The 23,837-nt window shown below is 70.0% G+C and carries 20 protein-coding genes; 4 read left to right on the forward strand and 16 right to left on the reverse strand.

The genetic code is table 11. From position 1 onward, the window contains the following. Positions 1-341: 341 nt before the first annotated feature. Together uvrA and K3A85_RS07465 are read left to right on the forward strand one after the other, a co-directional pair. Positions 342-3,296 (forward strand): excinuclease ABC subunit UvrA, encoded by a 2,955-nt coding sequence (uvrA, locus tag K3A85_RS07460; protein WP_225205832.1) that lies wholly within the window; start codon positions 342-344, stop codon positions 3,294-3,296. 347 nt (positions 3,297-3,643) lie between these two features. Then, positions 3,644-3,976 (forward strand): hypothetical protein, encoded by a 333-nt coding sequence (locus tag K3A85_RS07465; protein WP_225205833.1) that lies wholly within the window; start codon positions 3,644-3,646, stop codon positions 3,974-3,976. A 31-nt stretch (positions 3,977-4,007) separates the two neighbouring features. Here the strand turns inward: K3A85_RS07465 and K3A85_RS07470 are convergent, their stop codons facing one another. The 9 genes from K3A85_RS07470 to K3A85_RS07510 all read right to left on the reverse strand — a co-directional run bounded on the left by K3A85_RS07470 (position 4,008) and on the right by K3A85_RS07510 (position 12,492). Further along, a complete protein-coding gene (locus tag K3A85_RS07470; protein ID WP_225205834.1) occupies positions 4,008-4,460 on the reverse strand; it encodes a hypothetical protein in 453 nt (150 codons plus the stop codon). Further along, positions 4,450-4,911 (reverse strand): hypothetical protein, encoded by a 462-nt coding sequence (locus K3A85_RS07475; protein ID WP_225205835.1) that lies wholly within the window; start codon positions 4,909-4,911, stop codon positions 4,450-4,452. Before K3A85_RS07475 ends, K3A85_RS07470 begins: the two co-directional genes overlap by 11 nt. A gap of 117 nt (positions 4,912-5,028) precedes the next feature. Then, entirely contained in the window at positions 5,029-5,415 is a 387-nt protein-coding gene (locus K3A85_RS07480; protein ID WP_225205836.1) for a hypothetical protein, read from the reverse strand. 353 nt (positions 5,416-5,768) lie between these two features. After that, positions 5,769-7,025 (reverse strand): hypothetical protein, encoded by a 1,257-nt coding sequence (locus K3A85_RS07485; RefSeq protein ID WP_225205837.1) that lies wholly within the window; start codon positions 7,023-7,025, stop codon positions 5,769-5,771. Positions 7,026-7,100: 75 nt separating this feature from the next. After that, on the reverse strand, positions 7,101-8,036 hold the full coding sequence (locus tag K3A85_RS07490) for a calcium-binding protein (RefSeq protein ID WP_225205838.1): 936 nt from the start codon (positions 8,034-8,036) through the stop codon (positions 7,101-7,103). A gap of 94 nt (positions 8,037-8,130) precedes the next feature. Further along, the gene (locus K3A85_RS07495) at positions 8,131-8,889 is read right to left on the reverse strand and encodes a DsbA family protein (protein ID WP_225205839.1); all 759 of its coding nucleotides are present in this window, start codon (positions 8,887-8,889) and stop codon (positions 8,131-8,133) included. 36 nt (positions 8,890-8,925) lie between these two features. Then, entirely contained in the window at positions 8,926-10,041 is a 1,116-nt protein-coding gene (locus K3A85_RS07500) for a CaiB/BaiF CoA transferase family protein (protein WP_225205840.1), read from the reverse strand. Positions 10,042-10,123: 82 nt separating this feature from the next. After that, positions 10,124-10,288, reverse strand: a complete 165-nt coding sequence (locus tag K3A85_RS07505; protein ID WP_225205841.1) for a hypothetical protein — start codon at positions 10,286-10,288, stop codon at positions 10,124-10,126. 239 nt (positions 10,289-10,527) lie between these two features. After that, positions 10,528-12,492: a potassium transporter Kup gene (locus K3A85_RS07510; RefSeq protein ID WP_225205842.1), complete on the reverse strand. Its 1,965-nt coding sequence runs from the start codon at positions 12,490-12,492 to the stop codon at positions 10,528-10,530. Positions 12,493-12,650: 158 nt separating this feature from the next. Between K3A85_RS07510 and K3A85_RS07515 the strand changes: the two genes are divergently transcribed. Together K3A85_RS07515 and K3A85_RS07520 are read left to right on the forward strand one after the other, a co-directional pair. Continuing rightward, entirely contained in the window at positions 12,651-14,174 is a 1,524-nt protein-coding gene (locus K3A85_RS07515) for a DUF4118 domain-containing protein (RefSeq protein ID WP_225205843.1), read from the forward strand. Continuing rightward, positions 14,171-14,875: a response regulator transcription factor gene (locus K3A85_RS07520; protein ID WP_225205844.1), complete on the forward strand. Its 705-nt coding sequence runs from the start codon at positions 14,171-14,173 to the stop codon at positions 14,873-14,875. The genes K3A85_RS07515 and K3A85_RS07520 overlap by 4 nt, the downstream gene beginning before the upstream one ends. A gap of 64 nt (positions 14,876-14,939) precedes the next feature. On the opposite strand, the gene K3A85_RS07525 is transcribed toward K3A85_RS07520, so the two are convergent. The 7 genes from K3A85_RS07525 to K3A85_RS07555 form a co-directional block, all read right to left on the reverse strand. Further along, positions 14,940-16,559, reverse strand: a complete 1,620-nt coding sequence (locus K3A85_RS07525; protein WP_225205845.1) for a TolC family outer membrane protein — start codon at positions 16,557-16,559, stop codon at positions 14,940-14,942. Positions 16,560-16,576: 17 nt separating this feature from the next. Next, a complete protein-coding gene (locus K3A85_RS07530; RefSeq protein WP_225205846.1) occupies positions 16,577-17,923 on the reverse strand; it encodes an HlyD family type I secretion periplasmic adaptor subunit in 1,347 nt (448 codons plus the stop codon). Further along, complete coding sequence (locus K3A85_RS07535) at positions 17,920-19,605, reverse strand: type I secretion system permease/ATPase (protein WP_404822901.1); 1,686 nt, start codon at positions 19,603-19,605, stop codon at positions 17,920-17,922. The genes K3A85_RS07530 and K3A85_RS07535 overlap by 4 nt, the downstream gene beginning before the upstream one ends. A 185-nt stretch (positions 19,606-19,790) precedes the next feature. After that, positions 19,791-20,783, reverse strand: coding sequence for a sensor histidine kinase (locus tag K3A85_RS07540; protein WP_225205848.1), 993 nt, complete (start codon positions 20,781-20,783; stop codon positions 19,791-19,793). A gap of 213 nt (positions 20,784-20,996) precedes the next feature. Continuing rightward, entirely contained in the window at positions 20,997-21,368 is a 372-nt protein-coding gene (locus K3A85_RS07545; RefSeq protein WP_225205849.1) for a hypothetical protein, read from the reverse strand. A gap of 134 nt (positions 21,369-21,502) precedes the next feature. Continuing rightward, on the reverse strand, positions 21,503-22,126 hold the full coding sequence (locus K3A85_RS07550) for a response regulator (RefSeq protein ID WP_225205850.1): 624 nt from the start codon (positions 22,124-22,126) through the stop codon (positions 21,503-21,505). Continuing rightward, positions 22,123-23,718 (reverse strand): sensor histidine kinase, encoded by a 1,596-nt coding sequence (locus K3A85_RS07555; RefSeq protein ID WP_225205851.1) that lies wholly within the window; start codon positions 23,716-23,718, stop codon positions 22,123-22,125. The genes K3A85_RS07550 and K3A85_RS07555 overlap by 4 nt, the downstream gene beginning before the upstream one ends. Positions 23,719-23,837 lie beyond the last annotated feature (119 nt).

Raw genomic sequence — 23,837 nt, forward strand, 5'->3', positions numbered from 1 at the left:
GCGGATATTTGCGCGAGGGTTGCCGCGATCTGCTGCATGTCGTCCCTCTCGTCCCCGCCCGTCGCGCCCCGCTCGACCACGCGCGCGTCGCATCCCCGATGCCGCACAAGAGTAAGCGAATTCCGCCCTCCCGCAAGTGCGTTGCGGATGGGTTCCTGAACCATTCCCCACGTCAATCGAGCTCCGCGTCTCTGCGCCCTTTGCGCGAAAGCTCTTACATCTCCCGCTTGCCCCTGCCGCCACCTTGCCCCGCCGCGCGGCGCTCCCCACATCCGCCGCTCTTCCGCGATTGCAGGCAAAACCCCGTTGCCTGAATCGAACAAATCTGGAACATCGGCATCATGTCCCTCACGACCCTTTCGGTGCGCGGCGCGCGCGAGCACAACCTCAAGGGGATCGACGTCGATCTTCCCCGCGGCAGCCTGATCGTCATCACCGGCCTTTCGGGCTCGGGCAAGTCGAGCCTCGCGTTCGACACGATCTACGCCGAAGGCCAGCGCCGCTATGTCGAGAGCCTCTCGGCCTATGCCCGCCAGTTCCTCGAGATGATGCAGAAGCCCGATGTCGAGCACATCGACGGCCTCAGCCCCGCGATCTCGATCGAGCAGAAGACCACCAGCCGCAACCCGCGCTCGACCGTCGCCACCGTCACCGAGATCTACGACTACATGCGCCTGCTCTGGGCGCGCGTCGGCGTGCCCTATTCGCCCGCCACCGGCGAGCCGATCGCGGCGCAGACCGTCAGCCAGATGGTCGACCGCGTCATGGCCCTGCCCGAGGGCACCCGCGCCTACCTGCTCGCGCCCGTGGTGCGCGGCCGCAAGGGCGAATACCGCCGCGAGCTCGCCGAATGGCAGAAGGCGGGCTATACCCGCGTGCGCATCAACGGCGAGCTGATGGCGATCGAGGACGCCCCCGCGCTCGACAAGAAGCTCAAGCACGACATCGAGGTCGTGGTCGACCGCATCGCGGTGAAGGACGGCATCCAGACGCGCCTCGCCGACAGCTTCGAACAGGCGCTCAAGCTCGCCGAAGGCCTCGCCTACGTCGACCTCGCCGACACCACCCTCGCCGAACTCGGCAATCCTCCCCTGGCAGGGGAGGGGGACCAGCCGCAGGCTGGTGGAGGGGTAAAGGCCAAGGCCGGCGGTAAAACCTCCGGCATGAAGAAGACCGGCCTTCCGCCCAACCGCATCGTCTTCTCCGAAAAGTTCGCCTGCCCCGTCAGCGGCTTCACCATCGACGCGCTCGAACCGCGGCTGTTCTCGTTCAACGCTCCGCAGGGCGCGTGCCCGGCCTGCGACGGCCTCGGTGAAAAGCTGCTGTTCGATCCCCAGCTCGTCGTCCCCAACGAGCACCTCAGCCTCAAGCAGGGCGCCATCGTGCCCTGGGCCAAGAGCAACCCGCCGTCGCCCTACTACATGCAGGTGCTGGCAAGCCTTGCCGAACACTTCGGCTTCAGCCTGGCGACGCCGTGGGAACAGCTGCCCGCCGAAGTGAAGGTCGTCATCCTCTACGGCACCGCGGGCAAGCCGGTGCCGCTGACCTTCGTCGACGGCAAGAAGTCCTACACCGTCAGCAAGGCGTTCGAAGGCGTCATCGGCAACCTCAACCGCCGCATGCTGCAAACCGAAAGCGCCTGGATGCGCGAGGAGCTGGCCAAGTTCCAGACCGCGCAGCCGTGCGAGACCTGCCACGGCGCCCGGCTCAAGCCCGAGGCGCTGAGCGTCAAGGTCGCGGGGCACGACATCTCGAGCGTCACCCGCCTGTCGGTCGCGGCGGCAGTCGCCTGGTTCCTCGCTCTCGATGACCAGCTCACCAGCCAGCAGAGCCAGATTGCTCGCGCGATCCTCAAGGAAATCAACGAACGTCTTGGATTCCTGAACAATGTCGGCCTCGATTACCTGAACCTCGACCGAACTTCAGGTACGCTGTCGGGCGGGGAATCGCAGCGCATCCGCCTCGCCAGCCAGATCGGCTCGGGGCTGTCGGGCGTGCTTTACGTGCTCGACGAACCCTCCATCGGCCTGCACCAGCGCGACAACGACCGCCTGCTCGAAACATTGAAGCGCCTGCGCGATCTCGGCAACACGGTGATCGTGGTCGAGCACGACGAGGACGCGATCCGCACCGCCGACTACGTCGTCGACCTGGGGCCGGGCGCCGGCGTCCACGGCGGCGAGATCGTCGCGCAGGGCACGCTCGCCGAGATCCTCGCCAACGAGAACAGCCTCACCGGCCAGTACCTCACCGGCGCGCGCCGGATCGAGGTGCCCAAGGCACGCCGCAAGGGCAACGGCCTCAAACTGACCGTCGAAGGCGCGCGCGCCAACAACCTCAAGGACGTCACCGCGTCGATTCCGCTCGGCACCTTCACCTGCGTCACCGGCGTCTCGGGCTCGGGCAAGTCCTCGTTCACGATCGACACGCTCCACGCCGGCGCCGCCCGCGCCTTGAACGGCGCGCGCGTCATCGCCGGCCCGCACGACCGCATCACCGGCCTCGAACACTGCGACAAGGTGATCGAGATCGACCAGTCCCCCATCGGCCGCACCCCGCGCTCGAACCCCGCCACCTACACCGGCGCCTTCACCCTGATCCGCGACTGGTTCGCAGGGCTCCCGGAATCCGAAGCGCGCGGCTACAAGCCCGGCCGCTTCAGCTTCAACGTCAAGGGCGGCCGCTGCGAGAAGTGCCAGGGCGACGGCCTGCTCAAGATCGAGATGCACTTCCTCCCCGACGTCTACGTCACCTGCGAGGAATGCAACGGCAAGCGCTACAACCGCGAAACGCTCGAGGTGAAGTTCAAGGGCCTCTCGATCGCCGACGTGCTCGACATGACGATCGAGGACGCCGAAGCCTTCTTCCAGGCCGTGCCCCCGATCCGCGACCGGATGCACATGCTCAACGAAGTGGGCCTCGGCTACGTCAAGGTCGGCCAGCAGGCGACCACGCTTTCGGGCGGCGAGGCGCAGCGGGTCAAGCTCGCCAAGGAACTCGCCCGCCGCTCGACCGGGCAGACGCTCTACATCCTCGACGAGCCGACCACCGGCCTCCACTTCGAAGACGTGCGCAAGCTGCTGGAGGTGCTCCACCGCCTCGTCGACCAGGGCAACTCGGTCGTGGTCATCGAGCACAACCTCGACGTGATCAAGACCGCCGACTGGATCCTCGACATGGGCCCCGAAGGCGGCGTGCGCGGCGGCGAACTGGTCGCCGAAGGGACGCCCGAACAGGTCGCCAAAAACCCCCGCAGCTTCACCGGCCACTACCTCAAACCCCTGCTCGAGCGCTGACCCCCGACCCTCCCCGCCGGGGGCATCGCACGAGCGATCACGAACGGTGCCATCGTTCGCAATTTCTCCCCAGATCCTCCCCCCTTGGGGGAGGTGGCATCGCGCGAGCGATGACGGAGGGGGCCGGTCCCAACAGTCCACCCCCATCCTCCCCGTCACGGGGAGGGGGACCATGCGCAGCATGGTGGAGGGGTAAAAACCTCCCCGTCACGGGGAGGGGGACCGCCCGCGCAGCATGGTGGAGGGGTAAAGCCGCAGCCCCGACGCCCCCTCCCCAAACCACCAGTCCCCAAGCCCCAGCGATCCGCTAGCCTTCGCGCAACGAAACGAAGGGGAAGGGGATTGCCATGGAAGCGCTCACCGCGCGCGTCGTCACGCTGTTCGTCGTCTGCGCGGCGGGCCAGGTCGCCGGCTCGCTGATGCTCGGCCGGACCGCGGCCTTCACCCACCCCGGCTGGAGCGCGGCCTGCGCGCTCACCTACGCCGTCTCGCTCTGGGCGCTCGCGACGCTGATCCGCGGCGGCGGCCCGCTCAGCCTGCTCATGCCGCTCCTTGCCGCGACCGTGCCGCTGGTGGTGATCCTGATCGCGGTCTTCGTGGCCGGCGAACCCGCCTCCTGGCCCCGCCTCGCTCTCCTCACCCTCGCCTGCGCCATCATCGGCGTCTCGGGCACGCTCTGACCCCGCCGAGGTGAACGAGGCGCCGGCGCAGTCAGTCCTGTCGTTCCCGCTCCGTCGCGGTCGCTCCTGCTGCTCGCGCCGCCTGATGCTGCACGCGCTTCGGAATCATCGCTGCCACCGCGAACGGGTACGGCGCGGGCCGCTGGCGGCCGAAGCGCTTGCCGCCGAGCATCGGGATCAACTCGGGTTCCAGGGCGCTCCATTGCTTGCGTTCGCGCTCGGGAAGGTAGCTGGATAGGTAGATGGTTGTCCCGCAATATCGGCAGACGCCACGAAAGCCGCTCCCCATCCAGCGTGGACGCTGCGGAAAGCCACGGCGCGGAACATGGTAGTCATAGCGGCACATGTCCACGAAGCAGCGCAACTTGCGGAAGCGCTTCCTTGACAGGGCCAGTGCGAGTAGGTGCAGCCCGGCGGCGAAGATGCCATCGCGGATCGGTTCGCGGGGACTGCAAGCGGTGTCAGCCGGAGTCTCACTGCGCATCGTCGTGACCGATCTTGTTCGCTGCCGCTCGCAGCAGCGCTGCCATCCAGGCCATGCCCGGTCGGTTGGCGCCGACCGAGAAGCCCGGCCGGGCGTCGGGCTGCACCACTTTGGCAACGAATTCGCCGTGACCGCCGATGGTGCAGAAATCGAGCCGGAACTCGGGCGGTATGACATGCAGCACCGCGCTTTCCAGCGCGCCGGCGCGGAGCATGCGCTGCGCCGCGGTGGCTCGCCGCGACCAGCCCTTGCTGACATGGCGGTCGAAGACCGCGCCGATCGCCTCGAGCACCGAGTGGACGACCGGAGCGGCGTCGTCCTTCCCCGTGCTCTCGCACAGCCTGGCGAGCTCGGACAGGTACGAACAATAATACTGTTGCGGGTGGCGCAGCTTATGCTCCGCCTTCGCCACTTGTTCCTCTTCGCGGGTCGGCGCGTGGCCGAAATTCATCGGGGTTGTCCTTCAAAAAAGGCGCACGCGGATCTACGCGCGTGGAGGCACACCCCGCTGTCGCAGGGGCGCCGCTGATCGGATTGCAGGGAAGGGGATGCTTTGGCAGGCGCGACGTCAGGCCACGTCGCGCACCCGCATTGGCGTTGACGCGCCCATCCGCTCGCTCATCGCGCAGGCGCGCATCCGGGCCTCGAGCGTGTTCATCTTCAAATCGAACACGTCGTCGAACCCGGCGCTCAGCAGCAGTGCCCGGTCGCGCGGCTTCGAGCTTGGCATCAGCGCAATTTTCAACTTGCCGTTCAGCAGCGGCTTGTTGATCCGCAGGAACCTGCGGATGCGCACTTGATCGCCGCCCGAAACCAGCAGGATGTCGAACGGATCGCCACTGCTGCCAAGATCGGTTACGTAGGCTTCGGAAATCTTGCGGCGGTCGAATGGCAGGCCCACCAGTTGCAACCACGTGAGCTTGGCCTCGGCAACGCTATCGCCGAAGTGAACCACCCTCGCGCGTGGACACGACGTGCCAGGGAGCGCAAAGGCGGAGGAACGCGCGGACTCGTCGCTATGTTCTGGAACAAACTTGCGGCTACTATCAAACTGAAACATTTGTGTAATTCCGCGCTGGGCTTATCCGCCGGGGACGTGGCACTTATGAACGCGTTGCGAAATTCCGCAATCGTTGTCACTGGTTAACGACTTTCACGAACGTGCCGCACCTGTAACGCAATAAATATATTCAAATCATATACTTATCGGAAATCCCGTGTCGGGCCGCGCTAGCAGGTCGTCTGCGGTCTTAACGCCGCTGCGTGTTAACCATTAATGCCGCGTTGCCTCGACCGGCAAAAAGGCTCTCATGTCAGGTGCTTCTGCGCGCCGAATTGCTTGGGACGCTGCTCGATATCATCCCCTTTCCTACAGCCCCCCTTCCGGCCTAGATATTCCTGTTTTGTTCCAACAGGAGTGCCGCCATGTCCGCTTCCGCCCTGGGTGATGTCGCCCCGTCCAGCGCCTTCGGGCGCGGCTGGATTCCCGCCGGCCGGGACATCGGCCTGCCCAACGATCCGCTGCCGAACGATCCGCTGCTGCCTGCGCGCCTTCCGGCGGCAGAAGCGCCGGGCCTTGCCGATCCCTCGTTGGCGGCGCGCCCGGTTGCAGATGCCGACGTCGCCGGTCCGGCGCCCGTCAACCCTCACGCCTTCACCGCGGAAAAGCGCGCGCTGTTCCTGCTCGCGCTCGCCGAGCACGGCAATGCCCGGCTCGCCGCGCGCGCGGCGGGGACGTCGCCGACCAGCGCCTATATCGCCCGGCGGCGCGACCGCGCCTTCGCCGCCGGCTGGGACGCCGCGCTGCTCCATGCCGCCGAACATGCGGGGCAGGTGCTTGCCGACCGCGCGCTGTTCGGCACGGCCGAGCAGGTGTTCCATCGCGGCGAGGTCGTCGCCACGCGCGTGCGCTTCGACAATCGCCTGCTGCTCGCCCACGTCGCCCGGCTCGATGCCCAGGCCGCGCGCATGCCCGGCGAGCGGCGCGCGCAGGTCCGCGCGATCGCCGCCGATTTCGACGTCTATGTCGGCAAGCTCGCCGCCGGCGCCGCCTCGGCCGATACCCCGGTGCGCACGCTCGCCGAAACGCGCGAGGCGGCGTGGCGCGCGGCCTGTCGCCAGTTCCCCGAGGATCTGCGCGGGGTCGATACCGAGCTGCTGATCCGCGTGCTCAGCCTGCCCGAATTCGCCGAAGTGGAGAAGCCCGACCAGGACGAGGTCTACGAGACCGCGCTGGAGATCCATTCGCAGGCCGCCGTCGCCGCCGCCGAGGCGGACTGGCACGCCGGCCGCACCCGCGCGCTCGCCCGCATCGACGCGCTCCTCGCCGGCGAGCCCATCGTCGAGGACGAAGAGGACTACGAAGAGGACTACGAGGAGGACTACGAGGAGGACGACGAAGAGGATCGGGACGACGAGAATGTCGCGGACGAGCAGGAGGTCGCCGCCGACGCCGGGGACGATGACGCGGATCGTGCGCAGGCGGAAGGCGCGATCGCGGCCATCCCGACGGACCTTCCCGGGCCGGTCGAATTCAAGTCGCTGGGACCGTGTAAACCCCGTCAACCCCGCCGCCGCGCTCCGGGGCGGACGACGGGGACGACAGGAACGGGGACGGAACGGAAATCGCCGGCAGCGGCGTCAGAGCACGAAGTCGGCGGCGACCGGCGCGCCGGCCGGGCTGACGACGAGGAAGCTCGCTTCGGCCTGGGCGTCGGTGTCGGTGTTGAGCTGGACCAGGAACACGTTGGCGTTGTCGGTCGCGGCGACGCGGATCTGGCCGGCGGCGTCGGCGGCGAAGGGGTCGCTGCCGATGAAGGCGAAGGTCTGGTTGCCCGCCAGCCCGTCGTTGGCGTCGACGCCCGAGACGTCGAGCCGGTCGCCGTCGGCATGGCTGAAGTCGAGCACGATGTCGACCGCGAAGCTGGCGTTGGGCAGGCGCCCGGCGAACTCGCTGGTCGCCTTCCACAGGAAGGTGTCCGCGCCGCTGCCGCCGACCATGCGGTCGAAGCCGGCGCCGCCGGTCAGCTGGTCGTTGCCCGAGCCGCCGCTCAGCCGGTCGTTGCCGACCTGGCCCTGCAGGCGGTCGGCGTTGGCCCCGCCCGAAAGCACGTCGTTGCCGTTGCCGCCATAGAGCCGGTCCGAGCCGCCGTCGCCCAGCAGCGAGTCGTTGCCGTCGTTGCCGAACAGCGTGTCGCCGCCGCCGAAGCCGCGGATCAGGTCGTCGCTGGCGCCGCCGTTGATCGTGTCGGCGCCCGCCCAGACCACGGCGTTGAGCGCATCGACATCGCCGTCGCGGACCATCGCGAAGAACTCGGCGAGGCCGACCGACAGGCCGCTCGCCACCGTGTCGGCGCTTTCGAACCCGGCGATCGTGCCGGCCGGCGGGGCGAGGGTGAAGGTGTTGAGCGCGCTGAACACGATCTGGTCGGCGCCGAAGGTGAAGGCCAGCTGGCCGCCCTTGTCGAGCAGCGCGGGCGCGGCGGTCTGGCCGAACTGGAAATCGGCGACGACTTCGGCGTCGAGCACGTTGCTCCAGGTCTCGCCGATGCTGGCGCCGGAATTGACGATGGCCATGACAGTCTCCCCGCGTTGCCGCGCAAGGTGTTCGCGCGGCTTTTCCCGAGCGTAACTTCACGCTCGTCTCGGCGCAACTTGCTTCGCCGTGCGATTACAGCCGCCTGGTTTCGGCATCAGGCGCGGCCGGATGTGCGGCGAGCCAGTTGACCGCGGCCTTGATGTCGTCCTCGGGGATCGCGCCGTCGGCCATCACGCTTGTCCCGCTGCGGTTGTTGCGGATCGCCACCGACGGCGTGCCGCCCACGCCCGCGGCTTCGCCCGCCGCGGTCTCGGCGCTCACCCGGCGCAGCGTGTCGGCCGAGCGGCGGCAGGCGCGCAGGGCTTCGGTATCGCTCGCGCCCGAGGCGACGGCGAGGCTCAGCACCGGGTCCGCGCCCCCGCCCATCCGCGCCGGGATGCCGCGCCCGTTGGTCGCGGTCATCGCGAGGTAGGCGTCAAGGAAGCGATAGAAGCCCGCCGCGCCCGCCTGGTCGGCAACGCACAACGAGGCGACCGACGCGGCCATCGCGGGCTCGCCGTGGAAGGGTAGCGGCAGCAGCCGCACGACGAGGTTGAGCTTGCCGTTCGCGCTGTCGACCAGCCGCTCGCCGGTATTGCCGAACTGCTTGCAGTACGGGCACTCGGGATCGAGCCAGACGATCAGCGTGAGGTCGGCGTCGGCCGGGCCGTAGATGCGGTCGCTCTTGCCGGCGGGCGCGACCAGGTCCGCGCTGCGCCAGCCGCCTTCGGCGCGGACCGGGTCTTCGGCGCCGTTGCTCTGGCCGGGCAGCGGCATCGCCGGGGCGGCGGCGGCGGCGGCGGCGGTCGAGGCGAGCGCCAGCGCGGCGGCGGCAAGAGCGGTGCGGATCAAGCGAGGTTCCTTTGGGGAGAGCAAGCGCGCGCCCTTTCACGGTCGCGTGGCAGGCGTGTGACACAGATCCTGATGCTCGCCCAGCGCCGGGGCGTGCAGGTCGGGCTGCGCGGGTTCGCGGGCGAAGCGGATCGGCGCCCCGATGTGGCGGCGGCCCTCCGCATCGGTGAGGACGAAGCCGCGCGCGGCGACCTGTTCGTCCTCGAGCGCCTCGGGGTAGGTCTTGACCGGGCCCCAGCACACGTCGAGCCGGTCGAGCAGCGCGCCCGCCTCGCCCAGCGTCATCGTCGCGAACATGGCGGCGAGCAGGTCGACCACCGGCTGCTGGTGCGGCCCCGGCTCCTTGCACAGCGGCGCGAGGTCGAGCCGGTCGAGATGGCCGAGCAGCGCCGCGATGAACTTGGTCTCCTGCCCCGCGATCGCCAGCATCCGCCCGTCGCCGCATGCGTACCAGCGGTAGAACGCGCCGCCGCCCGTGGTCCGCTCGTGCGCGATCACCGGCTGGCGCCCTTCGGCGAGCGCCGGGCCCATCACGTTCGAGGTCGCCGAGAGCAGCGCCTCCTGCATCGCAATGTCGATGAAGTCGCCAAGGCCGGTCTTTTCGCGCGCCAGCAGCGCCATCAGCACGCCCGCAAGGCCCTGCAGCGCCGAGAGGTAGTCCGAGACCGGGATGCCGGGCATGGCGGGCTTGCCGTCGGCCCCCAGCGTTGCGCCGAGCACGCCGGTCATCGCCTCGAGCGCGAGGTCGTGCGCCGGGCGCTTCGCCAGCGGGCCGTCCTGGCCGAAGGCGCTGATCGCGCAGTAGACGATGCGCGGATTGCGCGCCGAAAGCGTCGCGTAATCGATGCCGAGCCGCGCCGCGACGCCCGGGCGGCTGGATTCGACGACGACGTCCGCCGTGTCCACCAGCGCGAGGAAGGCGGCGCGGTCGGCCTCGTCCTTGAGGTTGAGCACCACGCTCTTCTTGCCGCGGTTGAAGGCGCGGAAATAGACGGTCTCGGCCCCGTCGGACAGGCCGATGTGGCGGGTGTGGTCGCCGCCCGGCGCCTCGACCTTGATCACCTCGGCGCCGTGGTCGGCCATGGCGAGGGTGAGGTAGGGGCCGGGAATGAAGCTCGACAGGTCGAGCACCCGGATGCCGGCCAGTTTCACGCGCGTCTCCCGTTCCGTTTCAACCGATTGGTTAAATCCGGATCGGGCAAGCCGGGGCGCAGGTCAAGCGCGGAACGGAGCTTCAGTTGTCGTTGCAGTGGTGCCGCGACAGCACCCGGCCGAGACGGTCGAGACGATCGCTCTCGAGATCCTCGATCTCGCGCAGCAGCCGGGTGATTTCCTCGTTCTCGATGGCGTAGGCGAGGTCGTCGAAGGCCTGGGGCACCGGCTGGATCGGGTAGGCCATCTGCAGGCAGCGGGAAAGGCGCGCACGCGCCCACTCGGTGCTCTCGACGAGGCCCCGCCGCTTGCGTGCGCCCACGGTTACTGTCCGACCCCGTCTTGCCATCGTGTCCTACGCTGCTGACCAGCCCCACGCTTATGCCAAATAATTGAAGCGAAGTCGAATCTCCAATGCGCATTTGCCGTAAGGGGAGCGCTGCGCAGGGTGAATCGACGCATCCCGCGCCGCCCCTTCCGGGCCGCTCAGATCTCGAGCTGGCTGCCCAGTTCGATCACCCGGTTGGTCGGCAGGTGGAAGAACTGCATCGCCGACGAGGCATTGCGCACCATCCAGGCGAAGAACGCCTCGCGCCAGATCGCCATGCCCGATCCGCGCCCCGGCCGGTTCGACGCGATCAGCGTCTGGCGCGAGAGGAACCAGCTCGTCTCCATCGGCCGGAACGGGCCGCCCGCGCGGCTCTCGCGCGCGAGCTCGGCGGGCAGGTCGGCCTCGTCCATGAAGCCCAGCCGCACCACCATCCGGTAGAAGCCGTGGCCGAGGTCGGTGATCCCGGCGCGCGCCGCGGGCGCGACGTGCGGCACCGCCTCGGTCACCATCGTCAGCACGACCACGCGTTCGTGGAGCACGTGGTTGTGCTTGAGGTTGTGGAGCAGCGCGGGCGGAATGCCCTCGGCGCTCGCGGCGAGGAACACCGAGGTCCCGGCGACGCGCTTGACCCTGTTCGGGACGCTCGCGAGGAACAGCTCGAACGGCATCGAATCCTCCGCGAGGCGCTCGCGCATGATCTGCCGCCCGCGCGCCCAGGTGGTGAGCACGAAGAAGCAGATGCCGGCGACGAGCAGCGGGAACCAGCCGCCATCGGGCACCTTGGTCGCGTTCGAGGCGAAGTAGGCGCCGTCGACGACGAGGAACACCGCGGTGAGCAGCCCGGCGGCGAGGCGCGGCCACTTCCACACCCGGATCGTCAGCACCCCGGTCATGCAGGCGGTGATGAACATCGTGCCGGTGACCGCGATGCCGTAGGCGGCGGCGAGCGCGCCCGACGAGCGGAAGCCCATGACCAGCAGGATGACGAGCGCAAGCAGCAGCCAGTTGACCAGCGGCACGTAGATCTGCCCGGCCGCCTTCTCGCTGGTGTGGCGGATGGCGAGGCGCGGCAGGAAGCCGAGCTGGATCGCCTGCTGCGTCACCGAATAGGCGCCCGAGATCACCGCCTGGCTGGCGATGATCGTGGCGAGCGTCGCCAGCACCACCAGCGGCAGGCGCAGCGCTTCGGGCGCCATCAGGAAGAACGGGTTCTCGACCGCTGCCGGCTGGCGCAGCAGCAGCGCCGACTGGCCGAGGTAGTTGATCAGCAGGCAGGGAAACGCGCACCAAAGCCAGGCAAGGCTGATCGCGCGGCGGCCGAAATGGCCCATGTCGGCATAGAGCGCCTCGGCCCCGGTGACGGCGAGCACCACCGAGCCGAGCGCGAGGAAGGCGAGCGCGGGATCGAGCAGGAAGAAGTTCACCGCATACAACGGATTGAGCGCGGCGAGGACCTGCGGCGCCTGCGCGATCTGGATGCCCCCGAGCACGGCAAGGACGAGGAAATAGACCACCATCACCGGGCCGAACAGGCGGCCGACCGCCGCAGTCCCGCGCGACTGGATCGCGAACAGGCCGACAATGATGGTGATCGCGATCGGCAGCACGTAGCGCGCCGCGCCCGGCGCCGCGACCTGCAGCCCCTCGACCGCCGAGAGCACCGAGACCGCCGGGGTGATGATCGCATCGCCATAGAACAGCGCGGTCGCGACCAGCCCCATCGTGGTGATCGCCGAAAGCCAGCGCACGCTGCCGCCTTCGCCGAGCTTGCGCCCGATCAGCGCCATCAGCGCGAGGCTGCCGCCTTCGCCCTTGTTGTCGGCGCGCAGGATCACGAAGACGTACTTGATCGTGACCACCAGCGTCATCGTCCAGAACATCAGCGACAGCACGCCGTAGATGTGCGCCGGGTCGACGGTCAGCGGGTGCGCGCCGATGAAGCTCTCCTTGAGCGCATAGAGCGGGCTGGTGCCGATATCGCCGAACACCACCCCGATCGCCCCGATCGCGAGCGTCGCAAGGCTTTCGCGGGGGTGGGCGCCAGGGTGATCGCCGCCCGGGCTGGCAGCGGTCGCGGCGTCTGACGAGGGTGCGGAATCGAGCGTGAGGGTCTGGGACATGACGCCCCGATGCCCCCGCCCGGCGCACGGTTCACGCGTCTTTACGCGATGTTTATGCGGGGGGTGGGGGCGGACGGCGGGCTGCGCTCGCGGATGGGTGACGCCTCGGGCAGCGACCCTCTCCCCATCGCGTGCGGCAGCGGCTATGGCGTTGGCGCATGGCGCGTGAAACCGTTTCTTCCGATCCTGCGCCGCTGGGCAGCGCCGAGGGCTATGTCGCCGCCTTCGCGCTGGTCGCGCTGATGACGCTGCTGGGCGGGCTGCTGGTCGAGCGGGGCAATATCGCCGACATCGGCCTGCTCTACCTGGTGCCGGTGATGTTCGCGGCGACGCGGCACGGCCTCGTCACCGGCATCGCCACGGGGCTCGTCTCCTCGCTCGCCTACAACTTCTTCTTCATCCCGCCAGTGCTGACCTTCGCGATCCGCGATCCGAGCCATGCGATCACCGTGCTGGTGCTGCTCGGCGTGGCGATCGTCGCCAGCCAGATGGCGGCCAAGGTGCGGCGGCAGGCGCGCGCGGCGCAGGACGAGGCGAGCCGCGAGGCGGCGCTCGCCGGCTTTGCCCGGGTGCTGATGGGGGTGACCCGTCGCGACGAGCTGTGGCAGGTGCTCGCCGCCGAGCTGGCGCGGCGTTTCGGGGTGCGCGTGGTGGTGTGCGAGGCCGATGCCGAGGGCCACGCGCGGCTCGCCGCCGCGGCCCCGCCGCTGGCGCAGCTCGACCTGCTCGAGCGGGTCTCGGCGCAGTGGAGCCTCGACAACGCGCGCGCCGCCGGACCCGGCGCGCCGGTGCCGACCGCCTCCGAATGGCTGTTCCACCCGGTGCTCGCCGGGGCGCAGGCGGTCGCCACGGTCGGCCTCGCCCGGCCCGATGCGACGACCCCGCTGCGCACCGAGCGGCTGCCGCTGCTCGCCAGCCTGATCGACCAGGCGAGCCTCGCCCACGCGCGGATCGTCGCCGAGGACGAGATGATCGCGCTCGGCCGGGTGCAGGAGCGCGACGCGCTGCGCGGGGCGCTGCTGTCCTCGCTCGGCCACGACCTGCGCACGCCGCTGACGACGCTGCTCGCCAGCCTCCACGCGCTCGAGGCGGGGCAGGCGGGCGCCTCGCTCGCCCAGGCCCGCGCGGCGGCCGAGCGGCTCGAGCGCTTCGTCGCCAACCTGCTCGACATGGTACGGATCGAGAGCGGATCGGTCGCCGGCCTGCGCGAGGCGGTCGACCTCGGCGAGGCGGTGGCCGCGGCGCTCGCCGATCTCGGCCGCGACAGCGGCGCGCTGGCCGTGGCGGTGCGCGTGGGCGACGACCTGCCGCTGGTCATGGCCGATGCGCGGCTGCTGCACCACTGCCTGATCAACCTGATCGACAATGCGCTGCGCCACGGCGGCGGCCGGGACGTGGCGATCGCGGCGGCGCGGACCGGCGACGGCGCCGTCGAACTCGCCGTGCTCGATCGCGGACCCGGGCTGCCGCCGGGCAGCGAGGCGCGGGTGTTCGGCCAGTTCGAGCGGCTCGAAGGGTCGGACCGGGTGGGCGGGACCGGGCTCGGCCTTGCCATCGTGCGCGGCTTTGCCGAGGCGATGGGGGTGGAGGCGAGCGCCGGAAATCGCGCCGACGGGCCGGGCGCGCGGTTCGTGCTGCGCTTTGCGCCGGCGCTGCTGCGCGCGGTGGAGGACATGGCATGAGCGCGCTGCCGCAGGTGCTGGTGGTCGACGACGAGGCCTCCATCCGCGCGCTGCTGGCGGGCGCGCTGCGCGGCGCGGGCTATGCGGTGGACGAGGCCGGCGATGCCCGCACCGCGATCGCCGCGCACCATGCCGGCGGCCATGCGCTGGTGCTGCTCGACCTCGGCCTGCCCGACCGCGACGGGCTCGAGCTGGTGCCGCTGCTCAAGCGCGCGGGCGCGGCGGTGGTGGTGGTCTCGGCGCGCGACGCGGTGGCGGAGAAGGTCGCCGCGCTCGATCTCGGCGCGGACGACTATGTGACCAAGCCCTTCGACCCCGCCGAAGTGCTGGCGCGGGTGCGCACCGCGCTGCGCCACCGCGTCGCGCCCGCGGCGGCGACGAGCGTGGTGCATTTCGCCCGCGAATGCGCGATCGACCTCGTCGCGCGGCGGGTGACGCGGGGGGGAGAGGAGGTCCACCTAGCGCCGAAGGAATACGCGCTGCTTGCGCTGCTGGCGGCGCACAGCGGTAAGGTGCTGACCCATGCGCAATTGCTGCGCGAGATCTGGGGGCCGGGGCACGAGGACGACGTCGAATACTTGCGCGTCGCGGCGCGCGGCATCCGGCGCAAGCTCGAGGACGCCGGGCAGGGCCAGTCGGCGCTGCGCAACGAACCGGGCGTGGGCTACCGGCTCGCGGTCCAGGACAAGTTGTCTCCGTGATGAGAGGTGACGCGCGCTCGCGACCAGCGCTCGGTGATGCGTCTGGGATCTGCCAGTCGATGATTCAGGGAACCGGCAGTTCCTTGACCGGGTCGAGCGCGACCGGGGCGGCGGTGCGCGGGGCGGCGGGATCGCGCAAGGCGCGCGCCGAGCCGCTGCCGAGCGGCAGGCGGTCGATTTCGCGCAGCAGCGGCGTGAGCAGCGGCACGTCGCCGCGGCGCTTCACCTTGTCGAAGTGCGTGGCCGGATCGTAGCGCGGCTCGTCGGGCAGCAGCCAGCCCTGTTCCAGCGCGCCCATCGCGGCGAGCACGCGCGCCTTGGCGACATAGGAGCTGGCGATGGCGCTGTTGTAGTTGCTGCGCGCGAGCAGCAGTTCGCGGGCGAGGTCGAGCACGTCGAGCGTGGTGCGCAGGCCCGCCTTTTCCTGGAGCAGCGCCCCGTCGTAGGCGCGGCGGGCGGATTCGACCGCGCCGGCGAAGCGTTCGATCGCGGCGGTCTGCGCGGTCCAGTCGTCCCAGGCCGCGGCGAGCGTGGCGCGGTTTTCGCGCAGCGAGGCGTCGATCAGCCGCCAGTCGGCATCGTTGGCGGCGATGGCCTCGCCAACGCGGGCCTGGCGCAGCCCGCTTTCGTAGATCGGGCCCGACAGCACGACCTGGCCGGCGACGCTGCGCTGGTCCTGCCGGCCGGTCTGGTTGAAGAAGCTCGGCGGGCTCCACGAATTGGTATAGTCGGCCTGGCCCTTGAGGTCGACGCGCGGCATCAGGTCGGCCTTGGCGGATTCGAGGCTGGCGCGGCTGACCTTCTCGCGCTCGGTCGCGGCGATCAGCACCGGGTTGTGGCCTTCGGCATAGGCGTAGGCGGCCTCGAGCGTCTCGACCGGCAGGCGCAGCGGGTTGGGCGCGGCGAGCGCCCCGGCGGGCGCGCCGATCATGCGCAGGAAGGTCGCCTCGCTCGCGGCGGCGTCGCGCTGCGCGGTGTAGACCTGGGCGCGGCCGAGTTCGACGCGGGTCTCGACCTGCTCGACGTCGGTCGAGGTCACCTCGCGGCGCTTGAGCCGGGCGCGGTTGTCGGACAGCTCGCGTTCGAGCGTGTCGAGGTTGTCGCGCGCGATGTCGACGCTGGCGCGGTCGCGCAGCAGCCCGACATAGGCCGAGATTGCATCGAGCATGGCCTGCTGCTCGGTCGAGCGCATGACCTGGCGCTGGTAGCCGAGCTGGGCCATGGCGAAGCGTTCGGCGGCGGCGTTGCGGCCGAAGGTGAACAGCGGCTGGGTGAGGATCGCGGTGGCGGTGGCGCTGCGATAGGTGCCGTCGGACCAGCCGTTGCCCGGCGTGCGCGTGCCCGAACGGGTGATGCCGTAATCGACCTGGAAATCGAGCCGCGGCCCGAACGCGGCGCGCGCCTGGGGCACGCGGTAATCGACGCTGCGCACTGCCGCGCGCTGGGCGAGCAGGGTCGGGCTGGTCCAGTAGGCGAGCTTGAGCGCGTCGGGAAGCGCGGCGACGGGCGTTCCGGCGCGCGCCGCCTCGGCGACGTCGGCGGGCGTGCCGCCGGCCAGCTCGGGGGCATAGAGCAGCGGCCCGGCGGGCGCCGGATCGGCCGGGCCCATCGTCGCCTGCTCCTGCGCGGCGAGCGGACCCGCCCAGAGCGCGGCTCCGGCAAGCAGCAGGATGTTCGGCCGCATTGCCCTCGTTCCCTTCTTCAATTGTCCCTGAAGGCCCGCATGAACTGGTCGCGCAGGGGCTTGGTCAGGTACGACAGCATCGAGCGCTCGCCGGTCTCGATGTAGACTTCGGCGGGCATCCCGCTCTTGAGGTCGAGCCCTTCCTTGCGGACCTTGTCCTGTTCGACCGCGATGCGGACCATGTAGTACGAGGCCTTGGCCTCGGGGTTCTCGCTGCGGTCGGTCGCGACGTAGACCACCTTGCCCGGAATTTCGGGGGTGGCGGCGTGGTTGAAGGCGGTGAAGCGGACGCGGGCGTGCTGGCCCTGGATCACCTGGTCGATGTCGGCCGGGCTGATCATCGCCTCGACCACGAAGACGTCCTTGTCGGGCACGATCTCCATGATCGGCTCGGCCGGGCGGATCACGTCGCCGATCGCGGCGAAGGCGATCTTCTCGACCGTGCCCGAATAGGGCGCGCGGATCTCGGTGCGCTCCTTCTGGTCGGTCGCGGCGACCGAGCGGACCTGCTGCTGGTTGAGCGCGGTGTTGACCTGGGCGAGGTCGGTGCCGGCCTGGACGCGACGGGTCTGGGCGAGCTGGATCGACTGCTCCTGCGCCTCGGTGATGCGGGCGCGGGCCTGGGCGATCTGCGACTGGAGCGAACCGACGTTGCCTTCGAGATCGACCGCGGTGCGTTCGAGCTGGTTCAGGCGGTTGATCGTGACCAGCTGCTTGTCCCACAGGTCCTTGACGCCCTGGCGCTCGGGCTCGATCAGCCGGCGCTGTTCGCGCAAGGCCGCGATCTGCGCCTCGAGCCCGCGGATCTCCTGGTTGTACTGCTGGACGCGGGCGGCGAGCTGGGCGCGGATCTGGCCTTCCTCGACCTGGCGCAGGCGGAACAGCTTTTCCTCGTCTGCCATCGCCTTGCGCGCGCTGTCGGTGTTGGCGCCGGTCAGCTCGGGCGGGAAGCGGATGCCGCCTTCGCCGAGCCGCTCGGCCTCGAGCCGGGCGCGCTGGGCGAGCAGCTGCTCGACGGTGAGGTTCGATAGCGAGGCATCGGTGCCGGTGACGCGGTCGTCGAGACGCAGCAGGAGCTGGCCTTCCCTGACGTGCTCGCCGTTGTGGACAAGGATCGCGTCGATCACCCCGCCGGTCGGGTGGGCGATGCGCTTGACCCGGCTTTCGACGCCGACCTGGCCGCCGCCGATCACCGCGCCGCCGATCGGCACGACCGCGGCGAGCACGAACAGCACCACGAACAGGCCGCCGACCGCCATCAGCAGGCGCCGCAGCAGGACCGGCTGCGCCGCCTTCTCGGCGCCGTCCTCCCACAGCACGGGCAAGAGCATGCGGGCGGGATCGGTGGGAAGCTGGGCGTTCATGCGGAAACTCCGGACGCCGCGGCATGGGCCGCCGCGTTGCCGCCGGGCTGGATGCGCGAGGCATCGGCGCCCTGCTGCAGGCGGGCGAGCACCGCGTCGCGCTCGCCGAAGTCGGCGATGCGGCCGCCCTGCATCAGCGCGACGTGGGTGGCGGGGCCGAGTGTCGCCGGGCGGTGGGTGATCATGATGACGATGCCGCCGCGCTGGCGCATGGCCATCACCGCCTGGGCGAGCGCGGCGTCGCCCGCGGCGTCGAGGTTCGAGTTGGCTTCGTCGAGCACCAGCAGGAAGGGATTGCCGTAAAGCGCGCGGGCAAGGCCGACGCGCTGGCGCTGGCCGGCCGAAAGCTCGATCCCGCCGGCCGAGACCGGGGATTCGTAGCCATCGGGCATCGACAGGATCAGCTCGTGCACGCCCGCCGCCTTGGCCGCGGCGACGACGCCTTCGGAGGTCGCGTCGGGATCGAAGCGGGCGATGTTCTGGCCGATCGTGCCGTCCATCAGGTCGACGATCTGGGGCACGTAGCCGAAGAAGCTGCCGAGCGTTTCGGCGTCCCACTGGTCGAGCGTGGCGCCGTCGAGGCGGATTTCGCCGCGCTGGGGGCGCCAGATGCCGAGGATCGCGCGCACCAGCGAGGTCTTGCCCGCCGCGCTCGGCCCGATGATCGCGAGCGCCTGGCCGGGGGTGAGCTGGAGCGAAACGCCCGAGACGGTGAAGCGCTGGGTGCCGGGCGGCGCCACCCAGACGTCGCGCAGGGAAAGCTCGCCCGAAGGGCGGCTGAGCTGGACTTCGCGCGGCGGCGGCTTGCGATAGGCCGAGACCGCCTGGACCACGCGGCTCCAGCCGGCGCGCGCGGCGACGAGGCCGCGCCAGTTGGCGATCGCCTGGTCGACCGGCGCGAGCGCGCGGCCCGACAGCACCGAGGAGGCGAGGATCACGCCGCCGCTCGCCTTGCCGTCGATCACCAGCAGCGCGCCGACCGAAAGGATCAGCGATTGCAGCAACATGCGGAACATGCGGCTCGCCCCGCCGAGCCGCGCGACGGTGCGCGAGAGGTACGACTGCGCGCCGATGAAGCTGTCTTCCCAGCCCGAGGTGCGCGCGACGAGCCGCTCCTGCATGCCCATCGCCAGCGCGCTCTCGGCAAAGCGGATCTCGGCAAGCGCCGCGGCCGAGCGGCGGCCGGTGATGTTGGCAAGCTCACGCGAGCCGGCCATCGTGCGGCGGTTGGAGACCAGCGCCAGCGCGGTCATCACCACCACCCCGAACAGCGCGGTCAGGCCCAGCCACCAGTGCAGCGAGGTGAGCACGATCAGGAACATGATGACCCACGGCAGGTCGATCAGCGCGATCGGCCCCTGGCCTGCGAGGAAGGTGTGGATCGAATCGAGGTCGCGGGTGAACTGCAGGCCGTCGCCCTTTTCCGGGCCGTTGCGCAAGGGGCGGGTGACGGTGGCGTAGTGGACCGCTTCGAACAGGTCGTCGTGGACGCCGTTGGCGACGCCGAGCAGCGCTTCGCTGCGGATCGCCTCGAAGATTGCCTGGAACGCATAGACCAGCACCAGCATCACGAACAGGCCGATCAGCGTCGGGATCGAGCGGCTCGGCAGCACCGAATCGTAGACCAGCATCATGTAGGCCGAGCCTGCGAAGACCAGCACGTTGAGCAGCACGCTGGCCACGGCGACGAGGACCAGGCCCCCGCGATACCGGCTTATGAATAAGTTAAGAACCTGCCGATCCACGGTCTCGGACTTCCTTTGTTTTTGCCGGGCTAAAGCAATCGGGTTGCGGTCGCAAGGACGATCCCGGCAGGCGCGCCTCGCGCGGGAATGTTGCGCTGGAATGACGAACCGTTGCGCTGACGTCAGCGGGTCGGGGGCGGCCGGCGCGGGGCTGCGCCTTCGTCGACCAGGCGCGCGCCCTCGATCATGATCTCGCACCACACGCCGCGGCGATCGAAGTTGAGTTCGACCGCATCGAGCCCGGGCTGGGGCGTCAGCAGCCGCGTGCCGATGCCTTCGCGGTTGCGCGGCGAAACCGGCGGCCCACCCTGTTCCTTCCACAGGATGTAGAGGCTGCGCCCGTCGACCGCGAGGAACCAGCTCAGTTCGACGAGGCCCCGCTCGTCGGACCAGGCGCCGTGCTTGATCGCGTTGGTGGCGAGTTCGTGGAGCGCCATGATCAGCGGAATGCACGAAGCGTCGGGCAGGAAGCAGGGCTCGCCCGCGATGCGCAACCGGTGGTCCTTGCCGAACGGGGTCAGCGTGCGCTCGGCGATCTCGGGCAGGCGGCCCTCGGTCTCGGTGCCGATGCGCAGGAGGTCGCTGGCCTGCGCCAGCCCTTCGAGTCGGCTGGAGAATTCGCGATAGAAATCAAGCGGGTTCTCCGCCTTGGGCCCGCGCGAGGCGAGCGCCTGGACGATCGTCAGCATGTTGCGCACGCGGTGCCGCAGCTCGCGGTTGAACCCTTCGGCCTGGAGGTGGAGCGCATCGAGCTCGCGCACCGCGCAGCGCAGCGAGGCCCCCGTCCCGAGGATCAGGCCGGCCGAGAAGCAGAACATGACGAAGAAGGCGATGCGCACCGGGTCGATCGTGGCGAACCACGCGCCGCCGCCGAACAGCCGCTGCGACACAACCGCGGCAAGGCACGAGAGCATCACCGCATAGCGCGTGTCGAGCAGCAGCGCGCCGATCAGGATGCTCGGCCAGTAGGTCAGGAACGGCAGCGAGCTGGTGCCTTGGTCGACCAGCGCGCGCAACGCGGTGGGCAGGGCGATCAGCAGGACGACCAGCAGCATCTGCTCGGCAGTGCCGCGCTGCCGGACCAGCGCCCGGCGGACGAGCCTCGCTCTGTTCATCCCCTGTCTCCGGACTCGGTCTCGGCCTTGCCGGTTCGTCCGACAATCTGGTGCGCAACGGACCCTCCATGGACCCGTCACCGCGATATGACCAGTGGCGCAATGGCGAAAGGCTTGTCAATCGAACGACGGGCGGCGCGACGCGGTGGCGCGACGCGACGCGGTGGGCAGCGATTCGCACGCTATGGGGCGTGCCCGCGCGCGCGCGCCGCGTCAGGCGGCGCGGGGCAGGTTCATCGTGCGCGGCGGGGCAAGCCGCAGCGCATCGGCCAGCGCGATCACCGTGGCGACCGCCTGGGCTTCCTCGGGCGTCAGGCCGACGAAATCGGGGAGGAAGGCGCGGCAGGCCTGGATCAGGTTGCCGGGGTTGCGCTCGAGGTCGGAGCGGTACTGGTCGATCGTGGTGCAACCGTCGATATCGGACCAGACAAGTCCTTGCGGCGAGGGGCGTTCGTGAAACGCCCAGAGCGCGACGATCGCGCGCTCGACCGCGTCGCGCGCCTGTTCGGGCAGCGCGGCCCCGGATGCGCGGGCTTTCAGCCTCTGGCGATAGCGGCGCTGCCGCTCGGCGTTGGTCATGGCCATGGTGGGCCGGTGTTAGGACGCAGGGCGCGAGGATTCGGTTAGCCCGCTGTTACGTGACTCTCCTGAGAGCGCCGGCAACGAAGCGGCAGCCGGTTCGGCCGCGCCCCCAGTCGGCCCCGTTCAGTCGCCCCCGTTCAATCTCCGGGATCGTTGATGGCGAGCAGCGCCAGCTCGGTGCGGTTCTCGATGCCCAGCTTCTGGTACATCGCGTGGAGATAGACCTTGACCGTGCCTTCGCCGATGTTGAGCTCGGCCCCGATGTCGCGATTGCGCATGCCGCGCGCGACGAGCCGGGCGATCTTGCGCTCGCGCGGGTTGAGCCGGTCGAGCGGGCCCGCCTGGGGGCTGAGCGAGAGATCGAGCGCGCGCTGGAGGAAGATCGGCGCGATCGCCTTCTGCCCGCCGTGGACCTTCTCGAGCACATCGACCAGCTCGTCCTCGGCGCCGTCCTTCGAGACGATGCCGTCGACCCCCGCGCGCATCACCGACAGCAGCTGGCGGTCGTTGATTTCGGCGGTGAGCAGCACGATCGGCCGGCGGTCGCCGCGCGAACGCAGCACTTCGAGCGCCTCGACCCCGTTCATTCCCGGCATGTTGATGTCGAGCAGCACGATCGCCGGATCGTGCGTCTCGATCGCGGCGAGGGTTTCCTCGCCGCTCGCGGTGGCCGCGACGATCTGGAACGGCGTGCCGCGCAGCACGGCTTCGACGCCGGCGCGGATGAAACCATGGTCATCGGCTACGAGTACGGGAATCATGCGGCCATCCTTGCAGGCAGTGAAATGTCGAGCGTGACGCCCCTGGATGCGTCCGCGATCAGGAGCTGGCCGCCGAGCGCTTCGACCCGCTCGCTGATCGAGCGCGGCCGCAGCGGGACGGGGCCCTTGGGGAAACCGGCTCCATCGTCGTGGATGCGCAGGCGCAGCGCCTCGGCCTCTCCGGCAATCGAAACGGTCACGCTCGAGCAATGCCCGTGGCGTACCGCATTGGCAACTCCCTCGCGCACCAGCTGGCGCAGTTCATAGGCAAGCTCGATCGACACCGGCAGCGGTCGCACTGCGGCATCGAGCCGGGTCGCGATGTGCCAGTGGTGGGCAAGCTCGACGAGCAGCGCGTCGAGCTCCTCGGCAAGGTCGGTGCGGCGGTCGCCGTCCTCGCCCTTGCGCAGGCGGTCGATCAGGCCGCGCAACTGCACCTGCTCGCGGCGCAGCGCCTGCTTGATCGCGTCGATCTCGCCTTCGGGGTCGTTGCCCTCGCGGATCCAGCGACGCAGCGCCTCGATCCGGAACAGCGTGCCGGCAAGGAACTGCGCGACGCTGTCGTGGAGGTCGCGGGCGAGCGCGTTGCGGATGCCCGAGACGGCCGCCTGCTGCGCCAGCAGGGCCATTTCCTCGCGGTCGAGGGCAAGGCCGATCTCGCGGGCGAAGGCCTCGACCAGCGGCATGTCGTCGACGGTGATGTCGCGCATGCCCCAGACCAGCAGCTCGGCCGGGCCGCTCGCGGTGGAAAAGGCGCAGGAAATGCCCTCGTCGGTGTTGCAGCGCCGGGCGAGCGGCATCGACACCGGGCCGGTCCGGGCGACGAAGCCTTCGCCGCGGGCAAGCTCTATGCGGCGGCCGCGCCGCAGGTCGAACAGGGTTGCCGGGTGCCCGGCGGCAAGCGCGTCGGACAAGTCGCCGGGCGCCGCCATCGCGTGGGTCGCGGTGCCATCGTCCTGGAAGATCTCGACCAGCGGTTCCTCGTTGCGCAACAGCGCCACCGCCACGCCCCGGGCGCCGAGCGCCTGGCGCGCTTGCGCCATCGCCGCGGTCAGCACGCGCCCGCGCCGCTCGCCGGGATCGCCGCCGGGATCGGCCAGCGCGATCGCCTGGGCGAGGAGGTTGTCGCTGCTCAGCCAGACCATCACGATCGACAGCACCAGCATGTAGACGATGCGCCGGCTGAACCGGTAGAGATCGAGATCGAAGTGCAGCATGTAGAGCACGGCGCCCGCCACGCTGTTGGCGAAAAGCAGCGCCAGCGCGGTGGCGGCGATCCCCTTCCAGCCCCAGCGCAAGTTCGCGCTGACCAGAAGAAACGCCGCGAAGGCCATGAACGGGCTGGAAAAATCGCTGTTGTTGGTCTCGGTGAAATAGACCCCGGCGACGAACGCGCAGATGTCCACCAGGTGGGCGATGCGGGCAAGGCGCAGGTCGAACCACCAGCTGCGCCAGGCGATCGCCACCTGCGCCGCGGCAAGCGCCATGTAGGCGCTGAGCAGGGCCAGCCCGGCCAGGGCGGCGCGCGCCGGCTGCGTCGGCTCGACCACCACCGCGAGCAGGAACACGATCGCCAGCACCAGACGCGTCACGGCAAGGACCCTGCCGGTCCGTCGCATGAACATGCGTTGCCGAACTTGCCCTGCCATCCCGTCCTGACCCATCCCGGATCCCGCGCCCGCCCGCGGCCATTAAGCTCTTTGTAATACTC

Source organism: Novosphingobium huizhouense, assembly GCF_020179475.1.
GTDB classification, from domain to species: Bacteria; Pseudomonadota; Alphaproteobacteria; order Sphingomonadales; family Sphingomonadaceae; genus Novosphingobium; species Novosphingobium huizhouense.